General features: G+C 61.0%; 10 protein-coding genes. 8 read left to right on the forward strand and 2 right to left on the reverse strand.

Features of this window, described 5'->3' with window-relative positions:
- Window positions 1-794, reverse strand: a 794-nt coding sequence (locus tag NW841_RS04000) for an MBL fold metallo-hydrolase (RefSeq protein WP_414385493.1), incomplete at its 3' end; no start/stop codon positions are given.
- Window positions 795-918: 124 nt separating this feature from the next.
- Between NW841_RS04000 and NW841_RS04005 the strand changes: the two genes are divergently transcribed.
- From NW841_RS04005 to NW841_RS04015, 3 genes are all read left to right on the forward strand, one after another.
- Window positions 919-3,669: a cation-translocating P-type ATPase gene (locus NW841_RS04005; RefSeq protein ID WP_414385496.1), complete on the forward strand. Its 2,751-nt coding sequence runs from the start codon at window positions 919-921 to the stop codon at window positions 3,667-3,669.
- Window positions 3,670-3,862: 193 nt separating this feature from the next.
- Window positions 3,863-7,744, forward strand: a complete 3,882-nt coding sequence (locus NW841_RS04010) for a PAS domain S-box protein (protein WP_414385498.1) — start codon at window positions 3,863-3,865, stop codon at window positions 7,742-7,744.
- Between the two features lie 10 nt (window positions 7,745-7,754).
- The gene (locus NW841_RS04015; protein WP_414385499.1) at window positions 7,755-8,951 is read left to right on the forward strand and encodes a response regulator; all 1,197 of its coding nucleotides are present in this window, start codon (window positions 7,755-7,757) and stop codon (window positions 8,949-8,951) included.
- On the opposite strand, the gene NW841_RS04020 is transcribed toward NW841_RS04015, so the two are convergent.
- Window positions 8,952-9,308, reverse strand: coding sequence for a HesB/IscA family protein (locus tag NW841_RS04020; protein ID WP_414333417.1), 357 nt, complete (start codon window positions 9,306-9,308; stop codon window positions 8,952-8,954).
- Window positions 9,309-9,449: 141 nt separating this feature from the next.
- Here NW841_RS04020 and rnz point away from each other — a divergent pair, with 141 nt between their 5' ends.
- The 5 genes from rnz (at window position 9,450) to dusB (ending at window position 12,966) form a co-directional block, all read left to right on the forward strand.
- Window positions 9,450-10,406 carry a ribonuclease Z gene (gene rnz, locus NW841_RS04025; protein ID WP_414364925.1) on the forward strand — a complete coding sequence of 319 codons (957 nt, stop codon included), beginning with the start codon at window positions 9,450-9,452 and terminating at the stop codon, window positions 10,404-10,406.
- A gap of 47 nt (window positions 10,407-10,453) precedes the next feature.
- A complete protein-coding gene (locus NW841_RS04030) occupies window positions 10,454-11,326 on the forward strand; it encodes an RDD family protein (RefSeq protein ID WP_414364913.1) in 873 nt (290 codons plus the stop codon).
- A 90-nt stretch (window positions 11,327-11,416) separates the two neighbouring features.
- Window positions 11,417-11,611 (forward strand): 50S ribosomal protein L33, encoded by a 195-nt coding sequence (gene rpmG, locus NW841_RS04035; protein WP_011430486.1) that lies wholly within the window; start codon window positions 11,417-11,419, stop codon window positions 11,609-11,611.
- A gap of 29 nt (window positions 11,612-11,640) precedes the next feature.
- Window positions 11,641-11,856: a 30S ribosomal protein S18 gene (rpsR, locus tag NW841_RS04040; RefSeq protein ID WP_414364911.1), complete on the forward strand. Its 216-nt coding sequence runs from the start codon at window positions 11,641-11,643 to the stop codon at window positions 11,854-11,856.
- A 27-nt stretch (window positions 11,857-11,883) separates the two neighbouring features.
- Complete coding sequence (dusB, locus tag NW841_RS04045) at window positions 11,884-12,966, forward strand: tRNA dihydrouridine synthase DusB (protein ID WP_414376470.1); 1,083 nt, start codon at window positions 11,884-11,886, stop codon at window positions 12,964-12,966.
- The last annotated feature ends 274 nt before the right edge of the window (window positions 12,967-13,240 follow it).

Here is a 13,240-nt window from a genome sequence, read left to right on the forward strand (position 1 = left end):
CGCCGCAGGCTGTGGCGCACCAAGGGGCCGTGGGCGGGGGCGTAGATCTGGGCGGGGAACTCCTCCAGCTTGGCCAGGGCTGCTTTTACCTGGGGCGCTTGGCTGCGGTGCAAGCAGTCGAAGTAGTAGCGGCGATCCTCGCTAAGCTGCCGCCAGTGCTCGTCGAACACCTGCTCGTCGCAGACATGGGCACCAAACAGCTTGTCGGTAAAGAGGATCCCAGTGGCTGGGTCGTAGGTGCAGAGGGCATCGGGGTGGCGGGGCGTGGGGACAGTGCGAAAGTGCAGCTCATGGCCCTCGCCTAGATCCAGGCAATCCCCATCCCGGATTACCCGCAGGCGAAAGGACTGGTCATTGCCGTAGGGAATGCCAAAATCGGCAGCCTCCTCTTCATCCCGGCTAGGAGGCGGGGATTCCCTGCCCTCAAAAGCGGCTCGCAGGGTGAGGGATCCCGGCTTAGAGCAGAGCACCACTGCATAGGGAGCCAGCGGCAGAAGTGCCTTGAGGGTGGCAAGGCGGTTGAAGTTGACGTGGCTGAGCAGGATAAAGTCCAGCCGCTGCAGGTACTGGTGCTGGGCCAGCTCCTCCAGAAAAATGTCTGTAAACGACTCCCCCGGCGGATCAATGAGCAAGGTCTGCCGGGCCTGGATGAGGTAACTGTTGGCCGTGGTGCCCCGCTGCCGGGCGTATTCCAGCTCAAACTTGAGGCGATCCCAGGTGCGAGAGCGGAGAACCAAGGTAGAGGGGCCGATAACGGCCACTTGAACATCGCGAGTGGGAGTTTTGCTCGCCATAGCAGTCTCCAGGGGGCCTCTGTCCCCACCTTGCCACGAAACTGGGGAAATGGGGATCCCTTTTCCTCTATGGAAAGCTTCGAGAGCTAACGTAGAATTTGTCCATTCCCTGGAAGTGTTTGCGATGGCCCAAGCTTCTGGATCCGCCGCTGTTTCTACTCCTGCCTGGCATAGTCTTCCTCTTCCCGCTGTTATCCAGAAGTTGCAGACCGATCCCGATTCTGGCCTGACTACCCAGCAGGTGATCCAAAGGCAGCGGGAATTCGGTCCCAACGAGCTGATCTCCACTTCTGGCCGCAGCGCCTGGCAGCTCTTTCTTGACCAATTCCGCAACGTCATGTTGCTGATGCTGATTGCCGTGGCGGCGATCTCAGCCCTTTTGGATTGGCAAAAGAGAGAGTTTCCTAAAGATGCCCTAGCCATTTTGCTGGTTGTAGGTCTCAATGGCCTGCTGGGCTACTTGCAAGAAAGCCGGGCGGAAAAAGCGCTGGCGGCCCTAAAAAAATTGGCCTCCCCCAGCGTGCGGGTGCAGCGGGACGGGCTGTGGCAGGAGATCCCTGCCAACCAGTTGGTGCCAGGGGATCGGGTGCTGCTGGAAGCAGGGGTGCAGATCCCAGCCGATGGGCGCTTGGCGGAAGCGGTGAACCTACAGGTGCGAGAGGCGGCCCTGACCGGAGAGGCGGTACCGGTTACCAAGCAGGCTGATTGTGTCCTCCCCGAAGACACAGAGCTGGGCGAGCGGCGCAACATGGCCTTCATGGGCACGGAGGTGCTGCAGGGGCGAGGGATCCTCTTGGTTACTGCCACCGGCATGAACACGGAGCTGGGCAAGGTGGCCAGGCTGCTGCAGACGGTAGAAAACGAGCCCACCCCCCTGCAGCGGCGCATGAGCCAGTTGGGTAATGTGCTGGTGTCGGGATCCCTGGCCTTGGTGGCGCTGGTGGTGATCGTGGGGCTGCTCCAGGCCGGGAGCATGGCGCCTTTTGCCTCGCTGCTGGAAACTTCCCTCAGCATGGCCGTGGCGGTGGTGCCGGAGGGGCTGCCGGCTGTAATCACGGTTACCTTGGCCATCGGCACCCAGCGCATGGTGCGCCGCAACGCCTTGATCCGCCGCCTGCCGGCCGTAGAGACCCTGGGATCTGTCACCACCATCTGCTCCGACAAGACCGGCACCCTCACCGAAAACAAAATGGTGGTTACCGACATCCTCACCCCCGAGCGCCACTACCACGTCAGCGGCAGCGGTTACATTCCCAAGGGATCCTTCTACTGCGGCGGCCAGCCCATCGATCCCCAGCGTGCCCCCGATTTGCAGGCCCTTCTCAGGGCGGTGGTCTTCTGCAACGATGCCCTGTTGCAAGCCAATCTCTCAGCCCAGCGCGGCGCTGCCCCCACCTGGTCAATCCTGGGGGATCCCACCGAGGCCGCCCTGCTGGTGGCTGCCGCCAAGGCCAACCTGCAGAAGGCTTCTTTGCAGGAGCAACACCCGCGGGTGCAGGAGATCCCTTTTAGCTCGGAACGCAAGCGCATGAGCGTGGTGGTGCAAGAGGAGGGCAGCTACCGCGTCTACGTCAAGGGATCCGCCGAGCTGGTGCTGGAGCAGTGCACCTATATCCAGAAAAGCGGAACTTGGCAGACGCTCTCAGAAGCCGATCGCCAGGCCATTTTGGGCGCCAACAACCGCTTGGCAGCTCAGGGCATCCGGGTTTTGGGGGTGGCCACTCAGCAGTTGCAGCGGATCCCGGAGAACCTGGAGGAGATCGAGCGCAACCTGGTGTGGCTGGGCCTAGTGGGCATGTACGATCCCCCTCGGCCCGAAGCGCGGGAAGCGGTAGCCCGCTGCCGGCAGGCCGGGATCCGCACCCTAATGATTACCGGCGATCACCAACTCACCGCCATCGCTATTGCCCGCGAGCTGGGCATTCTCGACTCCGAGAACCAGGCCATTGATGGGCGCACCCTCTCCCGGCTGAGCTTTGAGGAGCTGATGGAGACGGTGCAGAGGGTTAACGTCTACGCCCGCGTGGCTCCCGAACACAAGCTGCGCATCGTGCAGGCCCTGCAAAAGCAAAACCAGTTTGTGGCCATGACCGGCGATGGCGTCAACGACGCCCCTGCCCTGCGCCAAGCGGATATCGGCATTGCCATGGGCATCACCGGCACCGATGTCAGCAAAGAGGCCAGCGACATGGTGCTGCTAGACGACAACTTCGCCACCATCGTAGCGGCCATTGAAGAAGGGCGGGTGGTCTACAGCAACATCCGCCGCTTCGTGAAATACATCCTGGGCAGCAACATTGGCGAGGTGTTGACCGTGGCTGCCGCCCCCCTTCTGGGCCTAGAGGACGTGCCGCTGACGCCCCTGCAGATCCTGTGGATGAACTTGGTAACCGACGGCCTGCCCGCTTTGGCTTTGGCAATGGAGCCAGCAGAGCCGGGGGTGATGCAGCGTCCCCCCTTCAACCCCAAAGAAAGCATCTTTGCCCAAGGGCTCGGCGCCTACATGGTGCGCATTGGCGTCGTCTTTGGCTTGGCGACGATCCTCATGATGGCGATTGTGGAAGCCTACATTGTTCACTGGCGCACGATGGTCTTCACCACCCTGTGTATTGCCCAGATGGGCCATGCGCTGGCGGTTCGCTCTAATGACAAGCTGACCATCGAGCTCAACCCCTTTTCCAACCCCTACCTGCTGGGGGCGGTGCTGACCACTTTGCTGCTGCAGTTGGCCCTGCTCTATGTGCCCTTCCTGCGCGACTTTTTCGGGACAGAAGAACTGACCCTCACTGAGCTGCTCATTTGCGTCGGCTTTAGCACAGTAGTGATGGTCTGGGTAGATCTGGAAAAACTCTACCGCCGCTGGCGCCCCCGTTAAGGCTAGCTTCCATGGTTTCCTCCTTTGCCAAAAGCTTTTTCCCAGGGCAGGGTAGGGCAGCTTTTTTCCGCAACTTAACTGAGCGATTCTGCGGAAACCAGAAGATAAGCTGGAAGCAGCCGCCACCAGAAAAGAGCTGGGGATAGAGATAATGCTGCCGGGCTGGGCCAGCTTTATGCTTGGGGGGATTGTTTTGGTTCTCGGAGCACTTCTAGGGCTTGGCTGGCTCCGGCGGCGGATCCCTCTCTTTAAGAGAGTTTTCAAGCTCATTTTCAAGGGATCGCTGGCAACTTCCAGCCCGGAGGCCCGTTTCCGCGCAGCGCTGGAAGCCAGCCTGGATGCCATTTATCTGTTGGAGGCGGTGCGGGATCCTTTTACCGGCGAGATTGTGGACTTTGTCTTCGTCGATGTCAACGCCAAAGGGGAGGAGCTGATTTCCCGCCGCCGGGAGGAGATCCTCGGCCAAAGGCTGTGCGAGCTGTTGCCCATCAACCGCACGGCTGGCTTTTTTGAAAAATACAAGCGGGTGGTGGAAACCCGCATCCCCCTGGAAGAGGAGTTTCCCATCTCCGGCCAGCCGGGCTTGCGGGCCCGTTGGCTCCACCACCAGGTGGTGCCGGTGGGGGATGGGATCCTCATCACCAGCCGCAACATCAGCGAGCAGGTTGAGAGAGAGCAGGCGCTGCAGGAAAGCGAGTCCCGCTATCGCGCCCTCTACGAGGCAATCCCAGACATGATTTTGGAGATTGCTGCCGACGGTCGCATCCTCGACTGCAAGCCGTCCCGCTACTTCGCCACTCTGCACCCCCCTCAGGACTACATTGGCCGCCGGGTTCAGGAGATTTTGCCTCCTGCTTTGCGGGAGGAATACGAGGCTCTGGGGAAGCGGGCTCTGGCCAACCAGACCGCCGAATACCTGGAGTACGAGATTGAGCCCCAGCCAGGAGTCAAGCAGTATCGCAGGGCCTGTATCGTTGCCCACGGCAGCGAGAAGCTCTACGTCTTGGTGCGGGACATCACAGAGCGCAAGCGGGCTGAGCTAGAGCTCAAAGTGGCCGAGGAAAAACAAAGGGCCATTCTGGCAGCCATCCCGGATCTCATCTTTCACCTCGATAGCCAGGGCGTTTGCCTGGGAGTGAGCTGTGGGGGGGAGGTGCGGCCCTACGGCTTGCCAGAAACTTACCTGGGGCGCTCACCCCACGAACTCCTGCCCCCAGACCTGGCGGAGCGGCGGCTTGCCTATATTCGCCAAGCCCTGGCCACCCAAACCCTGCAGCGCTATGAGCAAAGCCTGGAAATCGATGGCGAGGTGCGCCACGAGGAGGTGCGCATTGCCCCTCTGAATGCGCAGGAAGTGGTGCTCATCATTCGCGACATCACGGAGCGGGTGCAGGCGCAGCAAGCCCTGCAAGAGAGCGAGCAGAAGTTCCGCGCCCTGTTTGAAAATGCTGCCGTGGCCATCCTCATTCGCCATGCCGAAACGGGCGAGATCTTGGAGGCTAATCCGCGCGCCCTTGCCGCCTATGGATTTTCCAGCCTGGAGGAGCTGCGGGCCTTCGACGTTTTGGAGCAGTCCCCCTATCGCCAGGCCCTGCAGGGAAGGGGGTTCTCGCTGCAGCCCTACCTGGAGCAAGCTCGCTCTCAGGGATCTGCCCGCTTCGAGTGGCACTGGCAACGGCGGGATGGCCGGGAGTTTTGGGAAGACGTCTTCGTCCAGCCGCTGGTGCTGCGCGGGATCCCTTGCTGGGTGTTTACCGCCGTCGATATCACCGCCCGCAAGCAGGCCGAAGCAGAGCTGGAGCAATTCTTCTCGGTAGCTTTGGACTTGCTCTGCATTGCCGACGAGCAGGGGTATTTTCGCCGCCTCAACCCTGCTTGGGAGACTGTTCTGGGCCGTTCCCTCGAGGAGCTGCAGCAGCACCCCTTTTGGGAATGGGTGCACCCGGAAGATCTGCTGGCCACGCAGAAGGCGATGCAAAAGCTGCTGCAAGAAGGACGCCTGGATGGCTTAGTCAACCGCTACCGCACCCAAGACGGCAGCTACCGCTTTATCGAATGGCGCGCCTCTCTGGCGGGATCCCTGGCCTACGCTGCCGGGCGGGACATCACCCTGGCCAAGCAGACGGAAGAGCAGATGAAGGCGGCTATGGAAGCTGCCGAGGCGGCCAACCGCGCCAAGAGCGAATTCTTGGCCACCATGAGCCACGAGATCCGCACGCCCATCAACGCCATCATGGGCATGGCCAGCCTGTTGCTGGATACCCCCCTGGATCCGCAGCAGCGGGATTGGGTGCAGACCATCCGCTACGGCAGCGAGGTGCTGCTCAGCCTCATCAACGACATTTTGGATTTCTCCAAGATCGAGTCTCAGAAATTGGAGCTGGAGGAAACGCCCTTTTCCCTGCCCCAGCTCATGGAGGAGCTCTTGGATCTCATGGCCGCCCAAGCCCAGAGCAAAGATCTGGAGCTGGTGGCCTGGGTGGATCCCAGCTTGCCAGCCAGCCTGGTGGGGGATCCCAACCGCCTGCGCCAGATCCTGGCCAACCTCCTCAGCAACGCCATCAAGTTCACCCCACAGGGAGAAGTGGTGGTAACCGTCGAGGCCCAGGAGCGGGATCCCCAGGTGCAGTGGGTGAGCTTCCAGGTGCAAGACACCGGCATCGGCATCCCGCCGGAAAAGCAGGATCGCCTCTTCAAGCCTTTCAGCCAGGTGGACAGCTCCATCAGCCGCCGCTACGGCGGCACGGGCCTGGGTTTGGCCATCAGCCAGCGCCTCTGTCAACTGATGGGCGGAGAGATCTGGGTGCAAAGCCAGCCGGGCCAGGGATCCACCTTTGGTTTCCGTGTCCCGCTGCGTGTTCCGGATCCGGCCCTCTTGGCAGCCCCAGCCCTCGATGCTGCTCTAGCCGGCAAGCGGGTTTTGTTGGTGGAAGACAACGCCAGCCAACGGCAGCTCCTGGCTCGCCTGCTCCAGGCCTGGGGGATGCAGGTAACGGCCTGCAGCTCTGCAGCAGAAGCCCAAGCCCTGGCCAAGGCCCAGACCTTTGAGCTGGCCCTGGTGGATACCAGCCTGCCTGATGGCGATGGACTGGCCCTGGCCAAAGTTCTGCAGCAGGAGCAGCCCCCCCTGAGGCCTTTGCTGCTGGTGGCCCGCAGCGCGGCTCTGGCAAGTTCTGGCTCTTTTCCTGCCCTGAGCAAGCCGGTCAAGGCCTCACAACTGCGGGCTCTGCTTTGCCAGGAAAAAGTGCGTGCCGTTACTTCCCCCTTGGAGCCCCCGCTGCCTTTGGCCAGCCGCTGCCCGTTGCGCATCCTGGTAGCCGAGGACAACCCCGTTAACCAAAAAGTCATCCGCCTAATGCTGGAGCGGCTGGGCTATCAGCCGGACATCGTGGCCAACGGCCTGGAAGCTCTGCAGGCGCTGCAACTGCGCGCCTACGACCTGGTCTTGATGGATCTGCACATGCCGGAGCTGGACGGCCTGGCCGCCACCCGCCGCATCCGCAGCGAACTTCCCCCAGATCGCCAGCCGCGCATCCTTGCCCTCACCGCCGACGCTTTCCTGGAAAGCCGTGCTGCTGCCGAGGCCGCCGGCGTCGACGGCTACCTGACCAAGCCCCTGCAGCCGGCTGTGCTGGAGCGCGCTTTGCAGGAAATCTCTTCTTCTTGCAAGGAAGAAAAACCGGAGCCAGCCTTGGATCCCGACACCCTGGCCAGCCTACGCAGCATGCTGGGATCCCCCGAAGACTGGCAGGAGATGGTGCAAACCTACCAGCAAGACAGCCAGGCCCTGCTGGGATCCCTGCGCCAGGCTCTGGAGCGGCAAGATGCCCAAACCGTGGCCCAACTGGCCCACCGCTTCAAGGGCAGCAGCAGCACCCTGGGGGCCAAGTCGCTAGCTCAGATGTGTCAGGAGCTGGAGAACCTCTCTCGCCACCCCTCTCCCGCTTTTGTAAACTGGGATACCCTGAAGCAGGCCTTGCAACGGTTGGAAGCCGAGTACCAGCGAGTTACCCTGGAGTTATCGGCTGCCGCGTCTGGGCCTTCTCCTGTTGCCAGTACCCATGCAGAAGCTTAATGCCAAGCCTATGTCAGATCGGCGGGGAGGGAGCTTCTCTGGAGCCGAGGAAAAGCCACTGCTGCTGATTGTCGACGATGATCCCAGCCAGCGACTTTTGGCTCGCTATGCCCTGGAGCGGGAAGGCTACCAAGTTGTGGAAGCGGACAGCGGCTTGGCTTGTCTAGAAGTCGTAAGCCGCCATCAGCCGGACATGGTGCTCCTGGATGCGGTGATGCCGGATCTGGATGGGTTTGAGTGTTGCCGCCGCCTCCACGCCCAAAACCCCGACATGCCAATTTTAATCGTCACCGCTTTAGAAGACGAAGCCTTTGTCAGTGAGGCCTTTGCCGCCGGTGCCAGCGACTACATCCCCAAGCCCATCCACTGGTCGGTTTTGAAGCGGCGGCTGCGCCACTTGCTGCAAGCCAACCAGGCCCAGCGCCGTCTGCAGCAGCTTAACCAGGAACTGGAAGCCAAGGTGCAGGAGCGCACCGCCCAACTGGCCTGCCAGGTGGCAGATCTAGAGCAGCTCAACCGCCTCAAAGACCACTTTCTGGCCACGGTCTCCCACGAGCTGCGCACGCCTTTGACCAAGATCAAGCTAGCCCTGGAACTCCTGGGCCGCACCCCCCTCAACGAGAAGCAGCGGCAATACCGGGACATTGCCCTGCAGGAGTGCGAGGCCGAAATCCAGCTCATCAACCGCCTATTGGATCTGCAGGGCCTGGAAGGGAAAGACCTGGGCTCTGCCGTTGCAGCTATTGACCTGCCCCACCTCTGGCACAGCTTGATCGAGTCAGCGCAGCAATGCACCCAGGCCCGCTCCCTCACGCTGCAGGTGGTGGATCTGCCCCCCTCCCCCTGGCGGTTTTACAGCCATCCGCAGCTCCTGACCCAGATCCTCAAAGAACTGCTGGACAATGCCTGCAAGTTTACCCAGCCAGGTGGCACGATCCGTCTAGGGGTTCAGCCAATCCCTGGAGGGGTTGAGTTTAAGATCGGCAACAGCGCTCAGATCGAGCCGGAACATCTGCCCCGCCTCTTTGAGCGCTTCTACCGCGTGCCCACTGCGGATCCCTGGGCCCAGCCAGGTAGCGGCCTGGGGTTGGCTTTGGTGAAGCAGTGGGTGGAGCATCTCAAGGGCCACGTTCGAGTCAGCAGCGAGGACGGGTGGACGTGTTTTGTACTCCGCCTGCCCAGCCTAGAGTCGTCCGGCAGGATGTGATCAATGGCCGACGGCAGCGGCAGTTTCGGCAGTGGCAAAGGAAGTGCCGCAGCCACAGCTAGCCACCGCGTTGGGGTTCTTGAATTTGAAACCGCCCCCCAACAGATCCTCGGAAAAGTCGACGGTGAGGCCCTGGATCAAAGTCATGCTCAAGGGATCCACTGCCACCCGAATATCGCCAAAGTCAAAGGTATGGTCATCAGGGTTGGCCTGGGGCTCGAAGTTCATCACGTAAGAGAGGCCAGAGCAGCCGCTGGGCTTGACCCCCAGCCGTAGGATGGGCTGGGATCCCTCCTTCTCGTACTTGCTGCGCAGGCGTTTTAGCTCTTGGATGGCGCTCTCGGTCAAGGTGATCATGGCGGGAAAGCTGACACTTACTTTTCATCCTAACAAGGGTTTTGGGCCGCCTTTTCCCTGCGCGCGGCAGGAACAGTTGATAAGCTAGGGATCCCATTTCTTCAACTTTACCGTTCTGCCCTTGTGACGGATCCCAACGCCATTCGTGTTACCTTCTTGGGCACCAGCTCCGGCATGCCCACCCGCCAGCGCAATGTCTCTGGCGTGGCGGTGCAGTTTCCGCAGCGGTCGGAATGGTGGCTGTTTGATTGTGGCGAGGGCACCCAACACCAACTGTTGCGGCTGGACGAGCTGCGCCCCAGCCAGTTGCGCCGCATTTTCATCACCCACATGCACGGGGATCACATCTACGGCCTGCCGGGGCTGTTGGCCTCCTGTGGCCTGGGCAGTACCCCCCAACACATCGACATCTACGGCCCCCCCGGCCTGGAAGAGTACCTGAAGGCGGTGCTGCGCTACAGCGAGACGCGGATCCCCTATTCCTTCCGGGTTCACACCGTAGAAACAGGTCTCATTCTTCAGGATCCAGAATATTGGGTTTTTTGCGCGCCCCTGGATCACCGGGTGCCCGCCTTCGGCTACCGCGTGGTGGAACAGGATCGGCCAGGCACCTTTAACGTGGCCAAGGCTCAGGCCGACGGGATCCCGCCCGGCCCCCTCTACGGCCAGCTCAAGGCCGGGCAATCCATCTTCTGGCAGGGCCGCCACTTCCACGGACGAGATTATGTGGGGGATCCCATCCCAGGGCGCAAGTTCTCCTACTGCACCGACACCATCTTCTGCCGCAACGCCGTCGATCTCTCCCGTGCTGCTGACCTGGTCATCCACGAGGCCACCTACGCCGAAGCGGATCGCGAACTGGCCCAGCGCGCCAAGCACTCCACTGCCGCCATGGCCGCGCGGGTGGCCGCCGAAGCCAAGGCCCAGACCCTCATCCTCACCCACTTCAGTCCCCGCTACACCCCCGAAGCTCCCATCACCCTAGAAGACTTGCTGGCGGAAGCTCAAGCGATTTTTCCCAACACAATCTTGGCCCGGGATCGGATGACCTACGCGATCCCGCGCCGCAGCCCTGCTCCCCTGCCGGTGGGGGTCTAGACCCGCCTTGCTAGCTAGAATGATAGGACTGACAGCCTCAACCTGCGATGACGGATCCCAGACCCTATCCTGAACGGCCTCCATTTCCAGAGCGGCCCAAAACTAAGCAACTGGATCAAAACGCCAGCGAGTGGCAAGCTTTCAGCGCCTTGCCCCCGGCAACCTCCTTGCCTCCTGTACAAGCAGAGCGACCGGCTTCCCAAGCAGCCAGCTCGCCCCAGGCCGAGGAAAACCTGCCCAAACTGGCCCCCTGGGGCAAACGGATCGGGGCCTTTGCCCTGGATTTTGGGCTGGGGCTGGGGGTCTCCTACCTGGCGCAGGGCTTGGCTTCTCTGGTGGGAGCCGATGCGGGCGCCGTGGACATGACCGGCTACATCGCCTTCTTCGCCACCTGGCTGGTGAACCGCGGCTACTTCCAATCCCGCCCCGCTGGCCAAAGCCTTGGCAAATGGCTGCTGAACCTCAAAACCTTGGATCCCGAAACCGAGGCCCCACCCCACCTGGTTCGCTCCCTGGCCCGCGAGGGGGTGCTCTCCCTATTTGTGCTCACAGAAGCCCTGCTGGTGCCCCTGGCGGCCGATGGGCTGTTTGCCTTCTTCGACAAGGAAAAACGCCAGAGCATCCACGACCGCGCCGGGCGCACCCTGGTGGTGGAATCGGAGCAGGGTTACCACTTAGATAAGAAAGCCCTGCGGTTGCTGCAGGACATCCTGGAGGGGGACGCCGCCGAGGACGTCAAGTCCGCCGCTCGCGAGCTGTTGCGCCAAGCCCAACGCAACGAGGCAGTGCGCGATCTTTCCCAGCAGATGCAGCGCCTGAGCAAGGACGTGGATCGAAACACCCGCAGCCTAAGACAACAAACCGGCAAGCAAGTCAAAAACTGGGTTGATTCCGTCAAAGAAAAGTTGGATAATTGGTGATCGCGCTTACGAGGTGAACCCACCTCCAGCCTCAACCCCTGGGGTTGGGGGTTCTCAAGTGCTTTTACTTCCTCCACCTTGGGATCCACTATGGCCAAAGCAAAGGGTGCTCGCATCATCATTACCCTGGAGTGTACGGAGTGCCGCACCAACGTCAACAAGCGTTCTCCAGGGGTGAACCGCTACACCACCACCAAAAATCGCCGTAACACCACGGCCCGCTTGGAGCTGAAGAAATTCTGCCCCAAGTGCAACCGCCACACCGTCCATAAAGAGATCAAGTAGTTCAAGCCGCTTTACCGTTCTCCTGACCTATGGTTTACGCTCGTCGCCGCCTGTCTCCCATCAAGCCGGGAGAGCCGATCAAATACACCGATGTTGAGCTGCTCAAGAAATTTGTAACCGAGCGAGGCAAAATTCTGCCCCGCCGCATCACCGGCCTGACCGCCAAGCAGCAGCGGGAGCTGTCTACTGCCATCAAACGGGCGCGCATCCTGGGTCTTCTTTACTTTGTCAACAAAGAAGGATAAGTTGCTGGTTGCTTTCTCCGGATCCCGATGAGCCTGCAGCTTTCGCCGCAATTGCAAGCTCGAATGGCCCAACCCCTTGAGATTGGTGGGGTGAAGATTTTTAGTCGTGTCTTTCAGGCACCCCTGTCGGGAGTAACCGACAAAGTGTTTCGGGGGCTGGTACGCCGCTTTGCCCCGCAAAGCTTGGTCTACACCGAAATGGTGAACGCGACGGGGTTGCACTATGCCCGCGAGCTACCCCGCATCATGGAAGTGGGCGAGGGGGAGCAGCCCATCGGCATTCAGTTGTTCGACTGCCGACCTCACTTTTTGGCGGAAGCAGCCCGTATGGCGGTGGATGAGGGGGCGACCTTGGTAGATATCAACATGGGCTGCCCAGTAAACAAGATTACCAGAAACGGCGGTGGCTCTGCCTTGCTGCGGGAGCCAGACACAGCAGCCCGGATCGTGGAAGCGGTGGCTAAGGCTGTGTCCGTGCCCGTAACGGTGAAAACTCGCCTGGGTTGGTCGGATCAGGAGATCAACATTCTGGATTTTGCCCACCGGCTGCAGGAGGCCGGAGCGCAATTGCTGACTTTGCATGGCCGCACACGCGCCCAGGGCTTCAACGGCAAAGCCCGTTGGGATTGGATTCGCCGCGTCAAAGAGCATCTGCGCATTCCGGTAATCGCCAATGGGGATATTTTCTCGGCCGCTGCAGCGGTGAAGTGTCTGGAGGAAACCGGCGCCGACGGCGTGATGTGCTCCCGCGGCACCATGGGCTACCCCTTCCTAGTGGGGCAAATCGATTACTTCCTGAAAACCGGCCAAGAAAGACCAGCTCCTACCCCCCTGGATCGGATTCAAATGGCTTTAGAACACTTGCGAGGCCTCTGGGAGTATAAGGGAGAACGTGGCATCCGTCAGGCCCGCAAGCACATGACCTGGTACATCAAGGATTTTGCCGGTGCCTCTCAGTTTCGCGCCCTTCTCTGCCGCATCGAAACCTTGCAAGAAGGGGAAGCCCTTCTACTTCAGGCCATGGAGCGCTGCCAAGAGGCCCCGCTGCAGCCGGAAGAAGTAACTGAAGACTCAAACTCCGAAATTGAGCAGGGGATCCTTTTGCCCTAACGGCTGGGCAGTAGCCAATTGGCCTTTGACTGCCGTTTGCAAACGGTTGTTTTCATCTTGAAACAAGGCATCCACGCTTCTGGAGAAGCGACCCTGTCTGGCTATGGGCAGTTGAGCATAGGCAAACTGCCCTGGCTGAAGCTGAAGTGACAGTAACCTTGCCAAACGGGAGCTCGCGACCAGCAGCTTCCGCCGCACCTGAGCTCGATGCGGACTTTTGGTCTGGCGGGCCCAGCTAGCCAAAGGCTGCCACGGTTTTCCCAAGCAACCTGTG

This window comes from Synechococcus sp. H60.3 (assembly GCF_047462295.1).
Taxonomy (GTDB): Bacteria; Cyanobacteriota; Cyanobacteriia; order Thermostichales; family Thermostichaceae; genus Thermostichus.

Excerpts from the sequence above, each read along its gene's own strand:
- rpmG (WP_011430486.1), top strand. The coding sequence starts at position 11,417 with ATGGCCAAAGCAAAGGGTGCTCGCATCATCATTACCCTGGAGTGTACG.
- NW841_RS04015 (WP_414385499.1), top strand. The coding sequence starts at position 7,755 with ATGTCAGATCGGCGGGGAGGGAGCTTCTCTGGAGCCGAGGAAAAGCCA.
- dusB (WP_414376470.1), top strand. The coding sequence starts at position 11,884 with ATGAGCCTGCAGCTTTCGCCGCAATTGCAAGCTCGAATGGCCCAACCC.
- rpsR (WP_414364911.1), top strand. The coding sequence starts at position 11,641 with ATGGTTTACGCTCGTCGCCGCCTGTCTCCCATCAAGCCGGGAGAGCCG.
- NW841_RS04030 (WP_414364913.1), top strand. The coding sequence starts at position 10,454 with ATGACGGATCCCAGACCCTATCCTGAACGGCCTCCATTTCCAGAGCGG.
- NW841_RS04005 (WP_414385496.1), top strand. The coding sequence starts at position 919 with ATGGCCCAAGCTTCTGGATCCGCCGCTGTTTCTACTCCTGCCTGGCAT.
- NW841_RS04020 (WP_414333417.1), bottom strand. The coding sequence starts at position 9,308 with ATGATCACCTTGACCGAGAGCGCCATCCAAGAGCTAAAACGCCTGCGC.